The sequence below is a fragment of the Marinomonas fungiae genome (assembly GCF_001418205.1).
GTDB classification, from domain to species: Bacteria; Pseudomonadota; Gammaproteobacteria; order Pseudomonadales; family Marinomonadaceae; genus Marinomonas; species Marinomonas fungiae.
Genome location: NZ_LIQF01000002.1, coordinates 151,731 through 174,471 on the forward strand (window position 1 = coordinate 151,731; position 22,741 = coordinate 174,471).

Genomic DNA, 22,741 nt, shown 5'->3' on the forward strand with positions numbered 1-22,741 from the left:
ATGTGATCCATCACCATCAGCCTTTCAGTAAGACAAGTCTTCATTCCTTGAAGCAAGCATTTCCATCACGCCTTGTCTTGAGAGCACTGTATAAAAAGATGGATAAAAAAGCATCAGCAAGCATTCATAAAACTGTCATGTGTCAAAAAATAAGGAATGAAAGTGCTCTTTTGTTGTTTTGATGAGTTCGTTGCAATGATCGGCTCGATCTGATTCGGCATAAATTCGCAGTTCGTTTGCATTGCCTGAGGCTCTGATATGTAAAATATTACCGTTGCTCAGTTGAGTGCGTACGCCATCAAGGGTATCGATGGTAATTATTTCAGGGCGGCGTTCAGCATACAGTGCTGCCAGTAATGTTTGCCAGCCATCAGCTGTGGCAAGTCTTCTTAGTAGTTGTTCGCATTTTGCTTTATTGATGCTGGGTATAAGCGTGCTGGCAGTATGTCGGCTCGGTAGTACTTTGAGTTGAGCGCTTATAGGGCGTGTCGGTAACGTTGAAATCACACTAAGAATAGGCAGTAGAGCATCTCGTGTTGGTAAAGCTTTAAGTCGCTCGGTGTCGGTGCCCAGTAACACGCCACCATTGGCTTCAAAGCCGAGGCTTGTATCGTGCTCTGCTGCTCGTTGCATGGCTTCAATCACAAACGGCGAACCAATCTTTGTTCTTACGATTTGGGCGTTAGGTAGTAACTTTTCTAGGCCAGTATTACTGTTGATTGGGGTAGCGATATAACTGGCTTGTAGAGCTTGGCAGGTTAGCATTCCGACCTGATCGCCGCGTAGCCAGTAGCCGTTTTCGTCTGCGATAAGGGGGCGATCCCCATCACCATCGGTTGTAATGATGGCATCCAGTTGATGCTGTTGAGTCCATTTTCGAGCTAAGGCTTGTTCCGCCTCACCAACGGCTTCGGTGTCGAGTGCCACAAAATGATCCGTTCGTCCAAGTGTAATAACCTCTGCGCCAAATTTCCTTAGGACTTCTACTAGTATATCGCGGGTCACGCAACTGTGTTGGTACACTCCAATGCGTTTGCCGCTTAAGTTCAGATCTCTGAAAGCGTCAAAGTAGCGTTCTTGGTAGCGCTTGATCGCGTCACTTCTTATATGCCGACAGCGTCCTTTTTGAAGGGAAGAGCTTAGGGCATCGAGACGTGTGGTAAGGATCATTTGTTCGTCAGCTTTAGTGATCTCTCCGCTTGGTAAATAGAATTTCATACCGTTTCGATCAAAGGGAATATGGCTACCTGTGATCATGATGGCCGGTAGTCCTTGCTGCATGGCATAAAAAGCGAGGGCTGGTGTGGGTAGAGCGCCACAGTCTAACACCTCCATCCCCATTATTTGGGCTTGTTCGATTACCCAAGCAGCAATTAATGGGCTGCTTGGGCGCAGATCTATGCCAACACAGAGCGCGTCTTCACGGCACAAACGGCTTACAAAGGCTTGGGTGAAGCTTTGGCAAATGTCTTTGCTAAGCTGGGCAACTGGGCCGCGTACCCCGCTGGTGCCGAACTTAACATCGCTGCCGTGGCAAAGACTAAGTGGCGTTCGTTGGTTAGACATCCGCTAGCAAGTTCCTGTTCTGTGTTAAGCGAAAGCCTGAATGGGTTGGTGTCAACGTCAGATTCAAGCCCGAGTGATAGGCGATGCCCTGTTGGTTTTTCGGCCAATATGCATACAAAGCTTGCCAAGTGCCAAGGTCGCTCCATGCACTGTCATAGCCGTACAAAGCGAGATGTTGGCTGTGTTCCATGACGGCGTAATCAATGGAAATAGCAGGAGATTGTGAAAACTCAATTGATAGCCCCAAAACCCCCTCTGAAAGCGCTTCTCGATGGCTGATGGCGGCTTGGCAAGTATTCTTAATAGCAGGTGCCAGAAATGATATTTCTGCTAGTAAGCGCTGACTCGGTAAAAGAAAGAAACCACTGTTCCAAAGGTGATGCCCCGACGTAAAGTAAGCTTGAGCCGTATTCTGATCCGGTTTTTCGTGAAACGCGACAATCTGTTTGTTCGAGTCGATCTCAATATAACCATAGCCTGTCTCAGGTGAGTTCGGATGTATGCCGAAAAGCACCAGTTTGCCGCCTTGTGCTTGCAGGTTTGCTTGGGCAACGCTTGTGCAAAAGTAATCGGTATCAGGAATGCTGTGATCGGCCGCTAGTACTAACAAATGGCATTCTTGAGCGTATATTTGTTCTGCAAATAATGCGGCACAAGTAATAGCTGGAGCGGTATTGCGGGCGCATGGCTCAAGCAGGATATGTGCCTGCAATTGGAGTTTACCAAGAGAGGCTTGAATCAGGCTCAAATGTTTAGAAGCTGCGATGATGATGGGGCGTTCGACAGAAGCTTGTTTGGCTCTTAAAAGTGTTAATTCAAAGAGCGTATGGCCGCAGTCTAATAGATCCAAAAAAGGCTTTGGGTGATCCGGGGTGGAAATTGGGGCAAGGCGTGTGCCATGACCACCAGCAAGTATAACGGGGACTAGCATGGTCGATAGTTCTAGTAAAACTGCGATTGTAGCACAAATAGAAACGCCCTCGTGAGGAGGGCGTTTAGTGATCGAAATCGATATGCAAAATGCTTATTCAGCGGCTTCGATGTCGAGCAGTTCTACTTTGAATTCAAGCGCTGAGTATGGTGGGATCGGGCCAGTACCACCTGGGCCGTAGGCTAGATCAGCTGGAATGTAAAACTCATAGGTTGAGCCAACAGGCATTAATTGAACGCCTTCTGTCCAGCCCGGAATTACTTGGTTTAGCGGGAATGAAATTGGCTCGCCGCGCTCGTATGAGCTATCAAATACGGTGCCATCTGCTAGCTTACCTTCATAGTTGACTTTAACGGTGTCAGTGGCTGCTGGCATTTTGCCATCCCCTTTACTAATCACCTTGTACATCAAACCAGATTCGGTCTTAACTACGCCCTTTTCTTTGGCTTTTGTGTCTAGCCAAGTTTGCGAATTAGCTTTGGCTTCTTCTGCCATTTTTGCTTGTTCACGCTGTGCTTTTTCCATCTGCTCTTGTTGGAAGGCTTGCATCGTCGCTTGCACATCTTCTAGAGACATTTGTGGATCTTTACCGTTAAAAGAGTCCTCGAAGCCGGCTTTGAACGCTTCTAAATCCATGCCTTCAAAATCATTTGCCATGCGGCTACCGAACATAGTGCCGATTGAGTATCCCAATTTCTGTTCTTTGCTTTCCAGTTCGACGTCCGCAGCGAATGCGAGTGATACTGAAGAGGCAATCAATGCTGCGACTAATGTTTTTTTCATGTGAAACGTTCCGTTAATTGTGGTTCCAATTTTAGATTTAGTTGGGGTGCGACACGAGAATTTCAAGCATCCGATTGGAGTTTGCCATGAAGGAGAGAATCACGCCTTGTGCCTCGCAAATCGATCCAAGGTATTGTTCTACCATAAGAAGGCGTTCCAACGCCAACCTATGCTTTAACACTTTACCAAAGTGACCCCTTCACCTGCACACCTTGTTAATGAACTTGGAGTGATATGCCAAGCACAAGACGTCATCGCAATTTATGCCCCAAAGAAACGAGCGACAAGAGGCTTTACGAAGAGCTTACGAATTTTGTGCATTCGTTAAAAGTGCTGATGAACTGATGTTCAAAATCATTGCTTCGGCTAATGGCTGTTTTTTCAAAACCTTACATTACGTATGAAGAGTATGAATCTGAGTCAATAGTCGTTGCTATATTGTCGGATAAGGTTAAGTCGCACCGTTGGTTAAGGGATAGTATCTCAGATTAATATGGCTTGATGGACTATTTAAAGGATTATGCAGCAACACGGACATTCTTGGACTTCCTCTGGTTACCGCAAGCTTTTTATCACCATTGGTATACTCAGTGCCTTGGTTTTTCTATGGGCGCGCACTCCGCTCAATCATTATCAAGTCAATTTGCTTGAACTGGATGGCTTGCAAATTCTGCCGTTTGAAAGAACTGAGTTGGTTAATTCGCTAGAGCAACGATTGATTAAAGCGCAATGTGCTTGGGATGGGACTTCGCCTGCTTATTTGTGTGGCATTCGGGTCGTCTTGCCTAGAGATGAAGAGGACTTACCTTTCTCTTTTAAGCAGGTGGATCAAGTGCATGTAGAAGCTTATGTGCAATCTGATGCGAGTGAATCTAGCGATCGACTTGAATTAAACATCACCAGCTTTTTAAACCCGCACTTTGAAGGTACGCCCAACTACAAAGACACCAAATTCCACTCTGTTCGTATTCGTAGTGGTGTATTTGATGTGCCTCTCAATCGTTTTGATGTGGCCAGTTGGTGGCAGGACGAATACGGTATTAGCTTCGAAAGCGCCAAAAAAGATTTCCGCCACGTATATTCCATAGATTTAGTCGTAAATGACACGCCGCTGCGCCACCCCGGACAATATGATCTGACCTTGTCTGCATTAACGGTAGATGGTTTTCTAGTCGATATTCAGGAGCTTAATAACTGGCTACTGACTTTTTGGCTGATGGTTGGTGTGGGCAGCTTGTTAAGTTTCTCATGGCGTGGTCATGGCACCTTGCAACGGATGCGCCGCGCTACTTTATATGATCCAACAACTGAGTTACTGAATGGGCAAGGGTTACGCGATCACATGCGTGGTTTGGCTCCTGAAGCTGGGGGCGCTATGTATATCTTCCGCTTTGACAATGCCGCTATTTTGGAAAAACATTTTGGAGAAGATGTCTTTGGCCAATTATTGGTGAAGACTAAACAGCGTCTCCTGTCTGTATTTCAGTCTCAATCGATTACTTTAGCACGCTTAAGTGATGCAGAATTTGCTATGTATTGCCCTGTGGGGAAACTGGCTCGAGAGCATCTGTTGGAGCGGATTTTTAAATAAGGGGTGGAAATCGTTGGCGTGGGGCATCTTAAACTCGATGTAAGTGCCAGTTACGTGGTCGATGATGCCATACCGAAGCATTTGGATGAGGTCTTAGAAAAGTGTCGTTTTGTTTTAGACCAATCCAATGATGGAAACGTCTTCGCTCGTGCTTATTTATCTCGCTACGATCAGCCCCTGCGTCAAAAAGCTTCTGTGGAAGATGCCTTGCGTCGAGCTCTAGCGGACGATGCTTTTTATCTTGTTTTCATGCCACTTTACGACGGAAAACGTAACCGTGTTGTCGGAGCTGAAGCACTGCTTCGTTCTAATTCAGCGCTGTTAAGTCGGATCTCACCAGAGGTGTATATTCCCGTCGCAGAAAAGGCCAACTTGATTCAAGAAATCGATATGATGGTGCTGAAAAAGGCATTGGCAGCCTTGAAGCAAGTCGTCGTTCCTGATGACTTTGTTCTGTCGATTAATATCTCAGCACAAGAGTTATTAGACAGTGACTTTGCGCAACGTATTGCTGCCTGTTTACACGTCGCTGGAGTGTCTGCAAACCGCATTTGCCTTGAAGTGACAGAGACCTACTTTGTGCATATGGATCAGGCTAAGGTTGAAGTGTTAGAGCAACTTCGTGCGATGGGTTGTAAAGTCTCCTTGGATGACTTCGGTACTGGGTATACTTCGTTTGCCCACTTGCAACGTTTGTCTGTCGATGAAATCAAGATTGATCGCAGTTTTGTAAACCGCCTTGAGGACCCTAAAGCGAGAGTCGTAGTCGAATCAATGATTCATATTGCTCAAGCGTTACAGTACAAATTGGTGGCGGAAGGCGTCGAGACGTTAGAACAATTAGAGTACTTAAAAATGCTCGGCTGCCATTGTTTCCAAGGCTATCTCATATCTCAACCGACGTCGCTAGAGGCGGCGGTGGAGGCCAGTATCCCCACGATTGAAAACTGTTTATAGAAAGGGCGACCTGTATCGCCCTTTCTATGGCTCATTGGATTAGTGTGTATGGGCTTGGTCGCCCAGCTCACTGTCCAAATCTTCTTTAAAAAATTCGTATTTCTCGGCGCAGAATTGGCATTCGGCTTTGATGCTGCCTTGCTCGCTGATAATTTCACGAATCTCTTCTGCGCCCATGGAAACTATGGCATCAAAGGTACGCTGACGCGAGCATGAACAGCCAAATTGCATGGCTTTGGCATCGTACAAACGTAGCTCTTCTTCGTGATATAAACGGTGCAATAGCTCTTCGGTTGCTAAGCCTAGCAACTCTTCGTCTTTTACCGTTGAGGCAAGGTGAACAAAACGATCCCAAGCATCTTCGTCGCCTTGTTTGGCTTGTTCAGCTGGCAGACGTTGTAAGAATAAGCCCGCTGCTTGGGTGCCGTCCGCAGCCAACCATACACGGCTTGGTAGTTGCTCCGATTGGAAGAAATATTGCTCTAGACAGGCTGCCAGTGTGTCGCCAGCAATCTCCACAATCCCTTGGTAACGGTTACCGTTACGAGGTGAGATGGTAATTACTAGGTAGCCACCTGCTAATAGTTCTTTTAAAGACACCACTTCAGGGAAAGCTTGTTCTTCGTCCCATTGCGCAATCGCACGCAGGGTTTGGTGCTCGTCGCATTCTGCCATCAAGGTTTTCAGAGGGCCTTCGCCTTTACATTGCAGAGATAATACGCCGTCGATTTTGACGATATCACGCAGTAGGGCAATGGCCGCAACGAACTCGCCTAGTAATTTTTCAAGTGACTTCGGGTAGTGCTTACGAGCAATGATGTTTTGGTAAGCATCGGTCAGTAGGACGCGCTCGCCTCGAACATTGGTGTTATCGAAGGAGAAGCGTTGGATTTCATTGATGTTGTTCACAAGAATCACCGTTAAATTAAGTATGCGCTTATTTTAAAACTTGAGCGCTGATTTTGCACCTTATGTGGGGATCGGAATTAAGGTTTAAAGGGGTATTCGCGAAGAGACTCGCCTGCGATTCTAGAATCCACTAGAATGCGCCTTTCGCTCCATTTATTACCGTTAAAGACAGAGACGTTTTCATGATCCAGTTTTCCGAAGTCAGTTTGCAGCGTGGTACGCAGTTTTTGCTTGAACAAGCCGATATGACCATTTATGAAGGTCAGAAGGTCGGCTTGATCGGTGCCAACGGCGCTGGGAAATCCTCTCTGTTTGCCTTGGTGCGTGGTCAACTGCATGCGGATACTGGTGAAGTCATCTTGCCAGGACAGCGCCGTATTTCTTTTATGGCACAGGAAGTGGAAGACGTCGATCGCACGGCGTTGGAATACTGTCTGGATGGCGATGATCGTTTACGTATGATCGAAGCTAAGATCGAAGAAGCGCAGGCCAAGGGCGATGATCATGGTCATGCCCATTGGCTAAGCGAATACGAAAACGCCCATGGCTATTCAGCGCAGTCCCGAGGTGAAACCTTGCTACAAGGCTTGGGCTTTAAAATGGCGGACATGCAAAAGAAAGTGGCGGATTTTTCTGGTGGTTGGCGTATTCGTTTGAACCTTGCCCGCGCCTTAATGTGCCCATCAGATATCTTGCTGCTGGACGAGCCGACTAACCACTTGGATTTGGATGCGGTGATGTGGCTAGAGAACTGGTTACGTAATTACCCTGGCACCTTGCTGCTGATTTCCCATGACCGCGATTTCTTGGATGGTATTTGTAGCCACATCGTGCATCTCTATCAAAAGAAACTGAATCTCTACAAAGGTAATTACAGCGATTATGAGCGTCAGCGTGCTGAACATTTAGCGCAGCAACAATCCATGTTTGAGCAACAGCAGCGCAAGCGTGCTCACTTGCAAGAATACGTGGATCGTTTCCGCTACAAGGCGACCAAAGCCAAACAAGCACAAAGCCGTTTGAAAATGCTAGAGAAAATGGAGCAGATTGGCCCTGCGCACATTGATTCTCAATTTGAGTTCTCTATTCCGATGGCTGAGAAAACCTCGCCGCAATTGGTCAGTCTAATTCAAGCGGATTTAGGTTATGTGCTGGAAGATGGCTCCCACAAGGTACAGCTGCCACAGTGTAACTTTTCGATTCGTGATGGCCAGCGTATTGGTTTGCTGGGTCCAAACGGTGCCGGTAAATCCACTTTGATTAAATCATTGGTGCAAGAGCTGGATTTATTGGCTGGGGAACGCGTCTATGGTGAAAACACTAAGGTCGGCTATTTCTCGCAACATCAGCTCAGTGCCTTGGACTTAGAGGCATCGCCAGTGTTGCATATTCAGCGTATTACGCCGACCGCACTAGAAGCCGATGTGCGTAAATACCTCGGTGGTTTTGGTTTTATTGGTGACGATGCGCTGCGTGCGGTCAAAGGTTTCTCTGGCGGTGAAAAGGCTCGTTTGGCCTTGTCTTTGATTGCTTGGCGTAAACCTAACCTGCTGGTGCTCGATGAGCCCACCAACCATTTGGACATTGAAATGCGCCAAGCGCTCACCGAAGCCTTGCAAGAGTTTGAGGGAGCTATTTTGGTGGTGTCCCACGATCGTCACTTGCTCAATAGTACCGTGGATGAGTTCTTCTTGGTGGCGGATCATAAGATCGAAGCCTTTGATGGGGATTTGCATTCTTATCACCAATGGCTACAGGCGCGTCAACAACAAGCCAACCAAGCAGAACGTGCGGTCGCCAACGATGCCAAAGTCGAAAAGGTTGATCGTAAAGAAGAGCGACGTAAGGCAGCGGAGCTACGTGAAAAACTGCGCCCATTGCGTAAGTCCATTGAGAAATACGAGAAGGCCATGCAGACCGCTCAGTCGCACTTAGAGATCATCGGCGAAGCGATGTCAGACAACAGCCTTTATGAAGCGGCTAATAAAGACAAACTGCAATCCTTGCTGGCGGATGAGGCAAAGTGGAAAAAAAACCTAGAAGAAGCGGAAGAAGCTTGGTTTGAAGCGCAGGATGAACTAGAGCAAATGGAAGCTGAATTGGCCTAATAATGGATTAGACAATGTTGTAATTGGGTAAGAAGGGTCGCTGAAGCGGCCCTTTTTGCATTTTATTGGCCTTTCTATAAATTTGCTGAATGACATCAAAGTATCCCTTATGCTTTTGTTCTAGAATGATTAACGTTAAACGCAATCGAAAGTTATCACTAACATGCTTTCCCTTGTTTTATGAGGCAATTTGGTTTCTGTAACTTAATTGTCACAATTTATTTATAGTTTACGACCCGTAAAGTAAGGAGCTGGTCATGACCTTTCCGTTTGTTCGTATGCGCCGTATGCGTAAAGATGATTTCTCTCGCCGTTTGATGCGGGAGCATCGCTTGAGCGCTGACGATCTAATTTATCCGATGTTTGTGATCGAAGGGCAAAACACGCGTGAAGCGGTGCCTTCTATGCCGGGAATTGAGCGAGTGACAATCGATTTATTGCTCAAAGAAGCGGCGGAGTTGGTTGAGCTGGGAATCCCTATGGTCGCGTTATTTCCCGTGGTGGGGGAAGCCAAAAAGTCGTTGTTAGCTGAAGAAGCTTACAATCCGGATGGTTTAGCCCAGCGAGCGATACGTGCCTTGCGCCAACATTTCCCAGAGCTAGGTGTGATGACCGATGTTGCATTGGATCCGTTCACAACCCATGGACAAGACGGCATCATCGATGAAGACGGTTATGTACTAAACGATATTACGACGGAAGTGTTGGTTAAGCAGGCTTTGTCTCATGCCGAAGCGGGCGCTCAAGTGGTTGCTCCGTCGGACATGATGGATGGTCGTATTGGCGCGATTCGTGAAATGCTTGAGCTTGAAGGCCACATTAACACACGCATTATGGCTTACTCTGCCAAATATGCCTCTGCTTACTATGGGCCCTTCCGTGATGCGGTAGGTTCTTCAGGTAACCTAGGTAAAGGCAACAAGTCCACCTACCAGATGGATCCTGCGAACAGCGACGAAGCCATTCGTGAAGTGATGCTGGATTTGGATGAAGGGGCGGATATGGTGATGGTGAAACCTGGTATGCCTTATCTTGATGTCGTGCGTCGTGTGAAATCTGAACTAGGCGTGCCGACTTACGCTTATCAAGTCAGCGGTGAATACGCCATGCAAATGGCGGCTTTCCAAAACGGTTGGTTAGATAAAAACCAAGTGATGATGGAGTCACTGTTAGCGTTTAAGCGTGCGGGGGCAGACGGTATTTTGACTTACTTTGCAAAAGACGCAGCTCGCCTTTTAAAGGGCTAAACTATTGAGTTGTCACGACTTGAAAGACTTGTTTGATGGTGTTTGAAAAATCAAACAACAAGTCGTGACCCGAGGATTGCGTTAGTGTAATTTTTAAAAGTTGCTCTGTTATGGCAGAGCAACACGGAACATAATGATGGCACGCTATTGGAGCTGACACGCAATGTCTGAACAGGCTGAAAAAGCAACCGAAGTTACTCAATCTTCTAACGTCAAAAATGAGGAATCTGCTTCTCATGAAGCAAAAAAAGCCACTGTGGATGCTGTCGAAGACCTAGTGTTGGAGACGATCCCCGAGCTTCCGATCGATCCTAGCCGTTTGGCGATTGAAGAGCGTTTGCCAGAGGATATTGATTTGGCTGACCCAGAGCTGTACTTCAATCGCGAGCTTAGCCATCTGCAATTTAACGCTCGTGTGTTAGAGCAGGCGATGGATGAAAATCATCCCGTTTTAAACCGCCTGATGTTCCTATGTATTTTTAGCTCGAACATGGATGAGTTTTTTGAGATTCGTGTGGCTGGGCTGAAGAGTCAGATCGAATACAGCCGCGAGAAAAATGGTCCAGATGGCATGCATCCGCGAAAAGTGCTGCAGCTCATTAGTGAACATGCGCACCAGCTGGTTCGTCGTCAGTACCGTATTCTCAATGACATTATTTTTCCTAAGCTTGCTGAGGAGAATATTCGTTTTATCCGCCGTTCGGATTGGACCGATAAACAAGCGGCTTGGGTGAAACGATATTTCCGTGACAATGTGTTGCCGATTATCAGCCCTGTGGGTCTAGACCCAGCTCACCCTTTTCCACGCCTAGCAAACAAAACCTTTAACTTCGTAGTGGAATTAGAAGGGCGAGATGCCTTTGGTCGAGAAAACGGTTTAGCGATCGTGCCTGCACCAAGTTCACTGCCTCGTTTGGTTAAGCTACCAGATGATGTGTGTGAAGGCGGTGATAATATGGTGTTCTTATCTTCCATCATTCACGCCCATGCAGATCAGCTGTTCCCAGGTATGACGGTAAAAGGTTGTTTCCAGTTCCGTCTAACGCGTAACGCAGATTTGGAAGTGGATTCTGACGATATCGGTTTGGATTTGGCGGGGGCACTGCGTACCGAGCTACAAAGTCGCCACTATGGTAGTTCAGTGCGTCTTGAAATTGCCGATAACTGTCCGGCTCACATTGTTGATGCATTGTTGGCTCAGTTTGATTTAACGGAGCAGGATCTATACTGCATTGACGGTCCTGTGAATCTAAGCCGTCTGATGGCGGTACTTGAGCTGGTTGATCGTCCAGATCTTTCTTATCCTCCATTCTCGCCAGGTTTACCAAATAAACTGGCTAAATCCGGTGGGATTTTTGATGCCATTCGTCAGCGCGATTATCTGTTAATGCACCCGTTTGAGAGCTTTTCTCCGGTCATTGATATGCTAAGTGAAGCGGCGAAAGATCCCAACGTGATTGCGATTCGTCAGACGCTTTATCGCACCGGAGCCCGTTCTCCCATTGCCAATGCTTTGGTGGAGGCGGCGCGCAATGGTAAAGAAGTTACGGTTGTCATTGAGCTTCGTGCTCGTTTTGATGAAGCAGAAAACTTGGCCCTAGCGAGTCGTTTACAGGATGCTGGGGCGATTGTGGTATACGGTGTGGTTCGCCATAAAACTCACGCAAAAATGATTTTGATCGTGCGTCGTGAAGGGGCTGAACTGACCCGCTATGTGCATTTGGGAACCGGTAACTATCACGCAGGTAATGCGCGACTCTACACGGACTACAGTTTCTTAACTTGCGATAAAGAAATTGGTGATGATGTTCACCGCGTATTCCAGCAATTGACGGGCATGAGTAAAGAGCTGAAAGTGAAAAAGCTACTTCATGCTCCGTTTACACTGCGAGACCGCTTATTGGATATGATTGCGCGCGAAGCTGAGAATGCGAAAAAAGGTGAGCCTGCTCGCATTATCATCAAGGTGAATTCGTTAACCGAGCAACGCCTTATTCAAGCGCTTTACAAGGCTTCACAAGCGGGCGTTAAGATTGATTTGATCGTGCGTGGTATCTGTACCTTGCGTCCAGGCATCAAAGGTGTCTCTTCTAATATTCGCGTGCGCAGTATTATTGGTCGATTCCTTGAGCACACACGCGTGTACTACTTCTATAACAACCGTATGCCGATGGTTTACCTATCCAGTGCGGACGGTATGGATCGTAACTTGAACAACCGTATCGAAGTGGCGTTTCCAATCCAAGACTACAAGCTGGCGCGTCGTGTGAAACAAGAGCTTGAGCATTATCTTAAAGACAACACGCAAAGCTGGTTGCTACAAAGCGATGGTTCTTATCAGCTGTCGAAACCGCGCAAAGGTGAGTACCGCAGTGCACAGCGTATCTTGCTAAATGACTTAGCTGATAACTCACGTTGATATAGAATGCGGTCATAAGTAATATGAAAATATCTTATGGCCGCTGCCTTTAGCCTTGGCTTACCAGCCGCTTCTTTTTCTATTTTTACAAGGAATGTTCATGTCGGATTTAGATACCTTTCTCGAACAGTATGGTCTTTCTGCTATTGATGCCCGAGCTTTTATCTACGCTAACCTATCTTCACCTGAAATCATTTACGAAACGGCTGGCGTTTATAACGTAAGTTTTTCCATGTTGGCGGAATTGTACGGACAAGGCGTCACTGAAGAGCAGGTAAAGCAGTTTTTTAGTCAGTTTGGTCTAGATACGACGGATTCAGCTCCACAATCTGACGTAACGGCCTTGTTTCCCGATAAAGAGTCCGTTCTGGGCGCTAGGAGCATAACGGTGAACACCGTCTCTGCTTTTTCTGACCGAACCACTCCCTATATAGAGACGGTTTTGACAAGAGAGGACTGGGATGGGGCGACTGTAACCTATAATTTTCCCAATACTCTCCCGGACTCGCACAGGGAGAGTTATGAAACGTCGTTTGGTTGGCGACCATTGAATGAGATTGAGAGAGCCTCGTTTGTTGATATTGCAAACCGTCAGAACCAATATATTGATGTTGAGCTGGTTCAAGTGTTTGACGCTGTAGAGGCTGATATTCAGGTGGTGGCGGTCATTCAGGACTCGACTACAGAGGCGTTTGCCTTTTTTCCTGCGTATGGCATTGGCGGCGATATCTTCCTTAATGCTGAAGGTTTAGCACTTAATCCAAACTACTATGCACCGGGCGGGTACGGCATCAGTACTATGGCGCACGAACTGGGCCATGCTATGGGCGGGGATCATACTTTCGAAGGGGACTCTGTGTTGCCAGTTGAGTTTGATAATACTTATTTCAGTATCATGACTTACACTGAAACAGGTTTTGTCGAAGTCGAAGCGTTTGTGTCAGGAGGAGAGTATTATACTCAAGAGACTGAATCTTATCGTAGCGAATTAGGCATCATAGATGTGGCCGCTTTGCAATATGCTTATGGTGCAAATATGGCGACCAACAGCGGTGATGATGTCTATGTGTACAACGAAAACAGTCGCTCTTTCGATTCCTCAAATGACCATTACCTTACGATATGGGATGCCGGTGGTGTCGATACTATTGATGTAAGCGGTGCTTCATACGGTAGTTTGATCGATCTGAATGATTACACCTTGTCTTCTGTTTCCGAACGTAGCGCTTATGAGGAAGCTTTAGAAGTCGCGGCTGAGGCTGGTTTAGGGACGTTCGATCAAGTCTCCTTTATCGAGAATGTGATCAACTCGCTAGGTGATGAGGCGTTTTTAAATCAAAATAATTTAGGAATTGCGTTTGGTGTGGTGATTGAAAATGTCGTAACGGGTGCGGCAGATGACGTGATTATAGATAACGAAGTGGACAATTTGATCTTTGCGGGTTCCGGAGATGACATTCTTTATTTAGGAGGCGGCGGCTACGATCAGGTTGATGGTGGAGCGGGGATTGACAGCGTCTACTTACCTCAAGCTTACAAAGACGTTGAGCGCTACTTTGATCAAGATGGCTATCATGTTTTGGCGGATAATTTTGCCGCCACGTTAGTGGGTGTTGAATATATTCATTACAGCGATACCACGGTCTCTATTGCGTAACACAGTAGGGGCTCTCGATAAAAAAGCATGCCATTGGCATGCTTTTTCGTATCAATACTGAAGAGAGTGCTTAGAGTTAGTCTTTCTTTGGGCGTGGCGCGTAAGCAAACACATCTGAGTGACAATTCGCTTCTTGAATGCCCTTAGCCTCAAGCTGGTCTAGCGTGCCGTAGACCATGCCTACAGAACCACTGATAAATGCATGACTGTCCTGTAACTCTAAATGGTCTTCTAGGATAGCTTCGTATAGCCAGCCTGTACGACCATTCCAATCATCGCTTTTTTCATTGACGACAACATGGATATGAAAGTTATCCGGTGATTGGTGGTTATTAATCCAATCCATAACGAAAGTGTCTGCTTTCGTACGCAGTCCCCAGTAAAAGTGCACCTGACCTTGGTATGCTTTGTGTACCAAATCATCAAAAATACTCTTCATCTGCGCAAAGCCTGTGCCGCCAGCAATCAGTAGCAAAGGGGCGTTTAAGTCCGTCGGAGATGTTTCAATATGCGCATCGCCGCCAGCCAGAAGCAAAGTAACGCTTGCACTGTTCTTGAGGTGGTCAACAACTTTGAATGCCAAGGATTCTTGATCAGCAACAAGAATGTATAGGCTAATCGTTGGCAATTCATGTGGCGCACTACCAATTGAGTAAGGAACTTTCTCGCCCGTTGGTAAAGCGATCATTAAATATTGCCCAGCGATGAACTGGCAGTCGTTGACTTCCAAATCCACTTTGTAAACTGTGCTATTGAGTGATTCGACTCGAATGACTTTAGCGTTAACGTCTTTCACCTAGATAACTCCGTTGTGCTCTCTAGCAGCTGTTGAAACAGCTTTTTAATAATTTTAGCGCATGAAGTCGCGCAATGGGCGCCATTATATCGATGCTTTTGGCAAATAAAAAAGCCACTTTCACGTAAAAGTGAGGAAGTGGCTTCTGTGTGTCGCGTATGGCAACAATGAATTACTTGTTTTTGCCTTTCATCGATTCGAAGAAGTCATCGTTGGTCTTCGTCACTTTTAAGCGGTCAATCAAGAATTCTGTGGCTGCCGTGTCTTCCATTGGGTTAAGCAACTTACGCAAGATCCACATACGCTGTAGCTCGTCTTCTGTGGTTAGCAGATCTTCACGACGTGTACCTGAGCGGCGGATGTTAATGGCAGGGAAAGTACGTTTTTCAGCGATCTTACGGTCAAGGTGTAACTCACAGTTACCAGTACCCTTAAACTCTTCAAAGATAACTTCGTCCATCTTAGAGCCGGTATCAACTAGTGCTGTGGCAATGATGGTCAAACTACCACCTTCCTCGATATTACGTGCCGCACCAAAGAAGCGTTTTGGACGCTCCAAAGCGTTTGCGTCAACACCACCAGTAAGTACTTTGCCTGATGATGGGATGACGGTGTTGTAGGCACGAGCTAGACGCGTGATGGAATCCAATAGAATCACAACATCTTTCTTGTGTTCTACTAGGCGTTTTGCTTTTTCGATTACCATTTCCGCTACTTGTACGTGACGTGCTGGCGGCTCATCGAATGTCGAAGCAACCACTTCACCACGAACAGTACGAGACATTTCAGTTACTTCCTCAGGACGTTCGTCGATGAGAAGTACGATCATGTGACATTCTGGGTTGTTGCGGGTGATCGCGTTAGCGATGTTCTGCAACATGAACGTCTTACCGGCTTTTGGTGGAGATACGATTAAAGCACGCTGACCTTTACCCATTGGCGCAACCAAATCGATGATGCGCGAAGTGATGTCTTCTGTGGAACCGTTACCCGTTTCCATTACCAAACGCTCGTTCGCAAACAGTGGCGTTAAGTTTTCAAATAGGATTTTGTTACGAACGCTGTCTGGCTTATCAAAGTTGATTTCGTTGACTTTTAATAGCGCGAAGTAACGTTCACCGTCTTTTGGTGGGCGGATCTTGCCGGCGATGGTGTCGCCTGTGCGTAAATTGAAACGACGAATCTGGCTAGGAGATACGTAGATATCGTCTGGACCCGCTAGGTATGAGCTATCAGGAGAACGTAAGAAGCCAAAGCCGTCTTGCAAAATCTCAAGGATGCCGTCGCCGTAGATATCTTCACCACTTTTCGCGTGGCGTTTCAGAATCGCGAAGATAACATCTTGTTTTCGGGAGCGGGCAAGGTTGTCTAACCCCATTTCCGCTGCGATATCTAATAGTTCAGGGACTGATTTCTGTTTTAGTTCGGTAAGGTTCATAAACGAATTTAGTTGTTAGCTCATATGAGGAAAAATGACGGGATCAAAGTGATGTAATTACACTGCTATAAATGATCAATGTCGGAAGTATTTAAATGTAAAAAAGCTTTTCGACACCGAATACCGGCTACGGGCATAACCATGGCTGGATTTCTCTAATTCGCAATGAGCGAAGTCGAACAGCGTGTATTACCTGATTGGAGTCTCAATACTGCAATTCAATAAAACAACAGTTCACAAGACCACCTAACTATAGTGCGACAAATTACGAAGGTCTATAGCCAAAAAGACTAAATAACGCCTTTTTTGTTAATTTTTTGATCGGTTCGAGTAAAAGTTTTGCCATGGGTCGGGCTTTGTGTCAACAAAGTCCTTGGAATTTGACCATGACAGATGGGGCTAAACCAGTTAATCTTCCGCACATTAGTTGAATTATCGAAAAGGCGTTGATGGATGCAATCACTTTTAGTGCAACAATCGCATGACTTTCCCTTCGAAAAAATTGCAGCGATAGACCTAGGATCAAACAGTTTCCATATGGTAGTCGCACAAGTTACCCACGGGCAATTGCGTATCACGGGCCAATACGGTGATAAAGTTCAGCTAGCTGCTGGCTTGCAAGAAGATGACACATTAGATGAAGCCTCTCAACAACGTGGCATTGACTGTATCGCTCAGTTCGCTCAGGTGATTGATGACTTACCGCTGGGTTCGGTTCGTATTGTGGGCACCAATGCCTTGCGTGCAGCGAAAAACCGCTATGACTTTATCTCTAAGGCCATGGATGTTATCAGCCATCCAGTCGAAATCATTGCAGGCCGAGAAGAGGCGCGCCTGATTTATGTGGGTGTGGCACGTACCATGGATCACGGTGATCAAAAGCGCGTGGTAGTGGACATCGGCGGTGGTTCAACGGAATTCATCATAGGTCAGCAACTAGAGCCAATCTTAACAGAAAGCTTGCATATGGGATGTGTTAGCTACCGTCAGCGCTTTTTTCCAGATGGTTTGATCACTAAATCCAATTTCCAAAAAGCGGTTACCGCTGCGCGTCTTGAGCTGCTGAGCATTCAAGATGATTATCTCGATGAAGGCTGGGATGTGGCAATTGGTTCATCCGGTACAATCAAAGCAGCTTACAACATAGCGCTTGAAATGGGGTGGAGCAAAAAAGGCATCACGCCAAAAGTGCTCAAACAAATTCAAAAAGCCCTGTTTGATGCTGGCCACGCCGATAATATCGACTTATTAGGATTGAAGCCGGAGCGGAAGTCGACCATTGCCGCTGGCATAGCGATTTTAACCGCTGTATTTGAGTGTTTTGGCATCAAGCAAATGGATTTTTCTAACGGTGCTCTGCGCGAAGGGGTGCTGTACGACATCATGGGGCGTTATGCGGATACGGACATTCGTGAGCGTACCGTTAATTATATGCTGAACCAGTACCATATCGATACGGAACAAGCCAAGCTGGTAACGCACACATCTTTGTCTATGTTGGCCCAAGTCAAAGACGATTGGGGCTTAGCGTCTCTTTCTAGTGAAGATATTTTACGCTGGGCGAGCCTCTTACATGAGTGTGGTATGGGAATATCTCACAGCCGTTATCATAAGCATGGCGCCTACATTATCAGTGAATCGGACATGCCCGGCTTCTCACAACAAGAACAGCAAGCGTTAGCATCGTTGGTTCTCCGTCATCGACGTAAATTTACACAGGCCTTGGAATATCGTTTCACAAAGAGCGATCAACAAGATCTAGATCGTTTGGCGATCCTATTACGTTTGGCGATCTTGTTGCATATTGACCGAAAAGAAGGGGATATGCCCATCTTTACGTTAAAAGCTGATGATAAATCTCTACACGCAGAGTTTTTGCCTGGTTGGTTGGACACTCGTCCATTGACCGCGGCGAACTTACAAAGCGAAGCGGATTACTTGGCTATGTCAGGTTATAACTTAACGTTTAAATAAGCGGGTTTCCGTGTCAAACAAAGCGCCCTGTGTCGATTTTTCGGATGCAGGGCGTTTTGCTTTTAGGCTAGGTTTTGATAGCGGCTATTTCGTTAGTTTATATCGCCTCTGCGTTGCACTCATTTGATCACCTTTTCAATGCCTACTTATATTTATATTTCCCTTTAAAAACATCGCTTTAAGAAATCACGTTTTTTAGCAAAAGGTTGCATGATTACGAACTAAAGATCGCTAAACTAATACCAAGGTATCAAGACATTAGCGTCAAAATCCGTATAATCTGCGACACACCTGCTCAAAACCCTTGCACGGTTGATCGCATTTGTTCTAAACGGCGTATTTCCGTGCAGAACGGCGTTCTCAGGGGAGTAATGAGGAAGTGCAATGATCTTTACCCAGATTGCAGAGGGACAGTCCGAATGCGTCTGTATCGGTTCGTATTCGCACCTTCCCTTATAGATGGTTAACAGCCCTTTTCTTCATTATTCTCAAACTACAAACTGGCTATGACACGGCGAAATCATATGACCTCAAACATTGTAGACGTACTACTCGTAGGCGGCGGTGCCATGAGCACCACCCTTGGCATGTTACTTAAACAGCTCGATCCTTCATTATCCATCACAATGGTTGAGCGTTTAGAAAAAGTCGCGCAAGAAAGTACCGATGGTTGGAACAACGCAGGTACCGGACACGCGGCATACTGTGAGCTTAACTACACTTCACCAAATCCTGATGGCACCACCAATATCGATAAAGCAGTTAATATCAATGCTGCCTTTGAAATAAGCCTACAGTTCTGGTCTTACCTTGTTGAGAAAGGCCTTTTGCCTGAGCCAGCACAATTCATAAACCGCGTACCTCATCAAAGCTTTGTCTGGGGCGCGGACAATGTGAAAAAACTAAAATCACGTTTTGAAGCCATGAGCGCACACCCAGCGTTCCGTGAAATGCAATACACAGAAGACCATGCCACCATGGCTGAGTGGATGCCTCTGATCATGCAAAATCGTAAAGGCGATGAGCCATTGGCCGCGACCCGCATTGAGCACGGTTCAGATGTTAACTTCGGTGCAATTGCTCGCAATATGGCGAAGTTCCTTGAGACTCAGGATGGCGTCAACATTGAACTGAGCGCCGAAGTCGAAGAGCTAAATCAGCTCTCTGACGGTACTTGGAAAGTCACCGTTGATCAAAAAGGCCAGCGTCGCGATATCCAAGCGAAATTTGTTTTCCTTGGTGCAGGTGGCGGCGCCTTACCATTGCTACAGAAATCCGGTATCAAAGAAGGTAAAGGTTACGGCGGTTTCCCAGTCAGTGGTCAATGGTTAGTATGTGATAAACCAGAGCTAGTAGAGCAACACCACGCGAAAGTCTACGGCGCTGCACCAATCGGTGCGCCACCAATGTCGGTTCCACACTTGGATACGCGTATCATTGATGGCAAAAAAGCCATCTTGTTTGGGCCCTTTGCAGGCTTCACCACTAAATTCTTGAAGCGTGGATCTGTGTTTGATCTAGTGAAGAGTGTTCGCGTTGATAACCTTGGTAACATGCTAAGTGTTGGCAAGAACAACATGGATCTAACGAAATACTTGATCAGTGAAGTGCGTCAGTCCCACAAAGATCGTTGCGATTCATTGCGTAACTTCTTTCCTGATGCTCAGGATAAAGACTGGACATTGGCATACGCGGGTCAACGAGTTCAGATCATCAAGCAAGGCCCTGATGGCGCGGGTAAATTGGAGTTCGGTACCGAAGCGATTGTCGCCGAAGACGGCTCTATTGCGGCACTGTTAGGCGCATCTCCTGGTGCTTCTACGACTGTTAATACCATGATCGGGATTCTTGAGCGCAGCTTTGCTGACCGTATGCAGTCAGCAGAATGGCAAGCGAAGATGAAAGAAATGGTACCGTCTTACGGACAGTCTTTGGTAGAAAACACCGATCTGTTGCTTGAAATTCGAGCGCGTACGCTTGAGACATTGAATCTTAAGCCGTAAGCTTAAGGCCCAACGCTTTCAAAGCCGACCTCACCACAAGTGGCGTCGGCTTTGTTATATTTTAAGGAAATGATAATGACTACTTATGCTGAACGCTCCGACGCACTGTGCGATAAACTTCGCGATCTTGAGCATCAAGCACAAGACGGCGACCAGTTGTTTTACTGTGCTTACTTGCTAGGTCTACTTGGCCTACATAGCGCCGCAGAAGGCGAGGGCGCGGATCAATTTGACGCTTATTTTGAAACAGAACTAAAAGTTACACTAGAAGCAGAAAAAGTTTCCGAGAAGGATCAAGAAGCGATCTTGGCGCTTTGGAATCAAGTGTCGCGATAATTTTAGGGCCGCGGTCTTGGCAGGATAAGAAGCCAAATCCATTCTTCTTAAGGGGGCAGATCTCTTTCGTTACAATCGTGAAGTTAAACTATGTATTCGCAGGGATCTGACCCCAAGTATAAGCATCCATAAAAAGTAGCAACCTATAAGGCTTGTATATGTCTGAAGATATTCGTTGGTTACAACGCTTTGATCACTTTAAAAAAGCGTATGCACAGCTTCAAGAAGCATTGCAGCTGATGTCTGAGCGTGAGCTTAGCAACATTGAGAAGCAAGGTTCTATTCAGGCATTTGAGTTCACTTATGAGCTGGCTTGGAATGTATTGCGCGACTATTTGATCTGGCAAGGGATTGAGTCTGTGTCAGGATCCCGTGATGCGATTCGGGAAGGCTTTAAGCGCGAGCTGATTTCTGATGGCCACGCTTGGCTGGCTATGCTACAAGACCACAACCGCACGGTGCACACTTATAACGAAGCAACCGCTAACCAAATTATCGAGCATTTGCGCACCCAGTACGCGCAGCTGTTCGCTGAGTTTGTGGTGACCTTTCAGCGAAAAGCCGATGAAGAGCTGGCGGGCTTTTAATGTCTGATCAATTTGGCTTAACTTCATCTGAAATAGAGCAAATACGCTCCGTTTTCACGCAATTCCCAGAAGTCACGCAGGTTTTAGTCTACGGCTCGCGAGTGAAAGGAAATTACCGAGCATCATCTGATATTGATATGACCATCATGGATAATATCGATTGGCCTTTATTCAATCGAATAGAGACTGAGCTAGATGACCTGATGTTGCCCTATCAAATTGATTTATCGATATTTTCGAAAATTGAAAACGATAATTTGATTGATCATATCCAGCGTATTGGCCAGCCGATTTATAAAGCTTCGTAAATCAATCATGTTTTGGACGGATGAAGCCAAATCCATTCTTCGCTCCACGCGCAAGCAAATTGAATTGCAAGGGCAGTGTAATTGCCACAAGAAACGGGTCTGTCTACATCCCCATAAATAGTGGAATCAATACCGGCACTAAAAAGCTCATAATAAAACCACTGGCAATGCACACAGGGATGATCTCAGCGCCATGCACTTTGCCAAGTAGCGGTAATGTGAAGTCCATGGCTGTGGCTCCAGAGTAGCCAACCGATAAGTGGCTGTTAATGCGAGCAAACATGGGGATCAGCATCAAGGCCACGATTTCACGGCCTAGATCGAGTAAGAAAGCGGTCGTGCCGAGCACGGGATCGCCCAGTCCGGTAATCAAGATGCCAGATAAGCTGTACCAGCCAAACCCAGACACCACGGCGAGACTTTTATTCCACTCTAAACCTAATAATGATCCTGCGACCAAGCCAGCGAAAAGAGTGATCACAACTGTAGTGCAGGCAATGGCAACGCCTTGGGTATTAAGAAACAGTTTGCGTAAACGAAAGTTACCTTGGCGTAGTTGGCAACCGACTAAAAACAGCAATAAATAAAGTAGCCAAGTGACAAACTCATCGACATTTGGAAGCCAGCTTTTTAGGCTCCAACCGCACATTACTCCGGCTAGCACCCACGCTAAGGTTTTTGCGGCATCGGTTAATGCTTGGCGAGTGGATGAATTATTATCCACATGCTCGACTTTGCTGGCGCCTGCGTGGAAAACTCGTCCGCTTATCCACAAGGCTAATAAAGGAAGCACTGTTATAGCGATGAACAATATAACGGCCTGATAGCCCGCAATGACGATTTTACTGGCTAAATTATCCAGTGCACCAATGCTGTAACCGATCAACCCTAAGATCAGGTAGGTAAGCTGTGAAAGACCCTTCGCAACCCGTTCTGGCGTAAAGGGTTTGAAATGGATCCAATAGCCCGCTAGAAGCGCTGCAAGCAAGGGGCCAAGTGTTGAGAGAATAGTCATAATCTCTTGATCCTAAAAAGGTTTTATTAAAATGGAGGAAAACGGCTGTGATTGTTAAGGGGATGCCTGAAAAGCACAGAATCGGTGCAATTATACTGAGTTATCGTGCAAAATTG

At 46.4% G+C, this 22,741-nt stretch carries 18 protein-coding genes; 11 read left to right on the forward strand and 7 right to left on the reverse strand.

The window, feature by feature from the left end; translation table 11 throughout:
• Positions 1–135: 135 nt before the first annotated feature.
• From ASC49_RS03175 to ASC49_RS03185, 3 genes are all read right to left on the reverse strand, one after another.
• Positions 136–1,566, reverse strand: a complete 1,431-nt coding sequence (locus ASC49_RS03175) for a phosphohexomutase domain-containing protein (RefSeq protein ID WP_055461769.1) — start codon at positions 1,564–1,566, stop codon at positions 136–138.
• On the reverse strand, positions 1,559–2,497 hold the full coding sequence (locus ASC49_RS03180; RefSeq protein WP_055461770.1) for a mannose-1-phosphate guanylyltransferase: 939 nt from the start codon (positions 2,495–2,497) through the stop codon (positions 1,559–1,561). The genes ASC49_RS03175 and ASC49_RS03180 overlap by 8 nt, the downstream gene beginning before the upstream one ends.
• Before the next feature lie 93 nt (positions 2,498–2,590).
• Positions 2,591–3,280 (reverse strand): FKBP-type peptidyl-prolyl cis-trans isomerase, encoded by a 690-nt coding sequence (locus ASC49_RS03185; protein WP_055461771.1) that lies wholly within the window; start codon positions 3,278–3,280, stop codon positions 2,591–2,593.
• 520 nt (positions 3,281–3,800) lie between these two features.
• Here ASC49_RS03185 and ASC49_RS03190 point away from each other — a divergent pair.
• The gene (locus ASC49_RS03190) at positions 3,801–4,871 is read left to right on the forward strand and encodes a GGDEF domain-containing protein (protein WP_055461772.1); all 1,071 of its coding nucleotides are present in this window, start codon (positions 3,801–3,803) and stop codon (positions 4,869–4,871) included.
• Between the two features lie 18 nt (positions 4,872–4,889).
• A complete protein-coding gene (locus ASC49_RS03195; protein WP_162265193.1) occupies positions 4,890–5,828 on the forward strand; it encodes an EAL domain-containing protein in 939 nt (312 codons plus the stop codon).
• Between the two features lie 39 nt (positions 5,829–5,867).
• Here ASC49_RS03195 and hslO read toward each other — a convergent pair whose 3' ends face one another.
• The gene (gene hslO, locus ASC49_RS03200) at positions 5,868–6,737 is read right to left on the reverse strand and encodes an Hsp33 family molecular chaperone HslO (RefSeq protein WP_055461774.1); all 870 of its coding nucleotides are present in this window, start codon (positions 6,735–6,737) and stop codon (positions 5,868–5,870) included.
• A gap of 182 nt (positions 6,738–6,919) precedes the next feature.
• Between hslO and ASC49_RS03205 the strand changes: the two genes are divergently transcribed.
• The 4 genes from ASC49_RS03205 to ASC49_RS03220 all read left to right on the forward strand — a co-directional run bounded on the left by ASC49_RS03205 (position 6,920) and on the right by ASC49_RS03220 (position 14,168).
• Positions 6,920–8,845, forward strand: coding sequence for an ABC-F family ATP-binding cassette domain-containing protein (locus tag ASC49_RS03205; protein WP_055461775.1), 1,926 nt, complete (start codon positions 6,920–6,922; stop codon positions 8,843–8,845).
• 257 nt (positions 8,846–9,102) lie between these two features.
• Positions 9,103–10,092, forward strand: a complete 990-nt coding sequence (hemB, locus tag ASC49_RS03210; RefSeq protein ID WP_055461776.1) for a porphobilinogen synthase — start codon at positions 9,103–9,105, stop codon at positions 10,090–10,092.
• Positions 10,093–10,255: 163 nt separating this feature from the next.
• On the forward strand, positions 10,256–12,511 hold the full coding sequence (ppk1, locus tag ASC49_RS03215) for a polyphosphate kinase 1 (protein WP_082443688.1): 2,256 nt from the start codon (positions 10,256–10,258) through the stop codon (positions 12,509–12,511).
• Positions 12,512–12,611: 100 nt separating this feature from the next.
• Positions 12,612–14,168, forward strand: a complete 1,557-nt coding sequence (locus ASC49_RS03220; RefSeq protein ID WP_055461777.1) for a M10 family metallopeptidase C-terminal domain-containing protein — start codon at positions 12,612–12,614, stop codon at positions 14,166–14,168.
• Between the two features lie 76 nt (positions 14,169–14,244).
• Here ASC49_RS03220 and ASC49_RS03225 read toward each other — a convergent pair whose 3' ends face one another.
• Complete coding sequence (locus tag ASC49_RS03225) at positions 14,245–14,964, reverse strand: NAD(P)H-flavin reductase (RefSeq protein ID WP_055461778.1); 720 nt, start codon at positions 14,962–14,964, stop codon at positions 14,245–14,247.
• 172 nt (positions 14,965–15,136) lie between these two features.
• A complete protein-coding gene (rho, locus tag ASC49_RS03230) occupies positions 15,137–16,402 on the reverse strand; it encodes a transcription termination factor Rho (protein WP_055461779.1) in 1,266 nt (421 codons plus the stop codon).
• A gap of 453 nt (positions 16,403–16,855) precedes the next feature.
• On the opposite strand from rho, the gene ASC49_RS03235 reads away from it, so the two are divergent.
• The 5 genes from ASC49_RS03235 (at position 16,856) to ASC49_RS03255 (ending at position 21,610) form a co-directional block, all read left to right on the forward strand.
• Positions 16,856–18,376, forward strand: a complete 1,521-nt coding sequence (locus tag ASC49_RS03235) for a Ppx/GppA phosphatase family protein (protein WP_055461780.1) — start codon at positions 16,856–16,858, stop codon at positions 18,374–18,376.
• A gap of 506 nt (positions 18,377–18,882) precedes the next feature.
• Entirely contained in the window at positions 18,883–20,379 is a 1,497-nt protein-coding gene (gene mqo, locus ASC49_RS03240) for a malate dehydrogenase (quinone) (protein WP_072242033.1), read from the forward strand.
• 75 nt (positions 20,380–20,454) lie between these two features.
• A complete protein-coding gene (locus tag ASC49_RS03245) occupies positions 20,455–20,715 on the forward strand; it encodes a YfcL family protein (RefSeq protein WP_055461782.1) in 261 nt (86 codons plus the stop codon).
• 158 nt (positions 20,716–20,873) lie between these two features.
• Positions 20,874–21,302 carry a nucleotidyltransferase substrate binding protein gene (locus ASC49_RS03250; RefSeq protein ID WP_055461783.1) on the forward strand — a complete coding sequence of 143 codons (429 nt, stop codon included), beginning with the start codon at positions 20,874–20,876 and terminating at the stop codon, positions 21,300–21,302.
• The gene (locus ASC49_RS03255; protein ID WP_055461784.1) at positions 21,302–21,610 is read left to right on the forward strand and encodes a nucleotidyltransferase domain-containing protein; all 309 of its coding nucleotides are present in this window, start codon (positions 21,302–21,304) and stop codon (positions 21,608–21,610) included. The genes ASC49_RS03250 and ASC49_RS03255 overlap by 1 nt, the downstream gene beginning before the upstream one ends.
• A 103-nt stretch (positions 21,611–21,713) precedes the next feature.
• Here the strand turns inward: ASC49_RS03255 and ASC49_RS03260 are convergent, their stop codons facing one another.
• Entirely contained in the window at positions 21,714–22,625 is a 912-nt protein-coding gene (locus tag ASC49_RS03260; protein WP_055461785.1) for a lysine exporter LysO family protein, read from the reverse strand.
• Between the last annotated feature and the right edge of the window lie 116 nt (positions 22,626–22,741).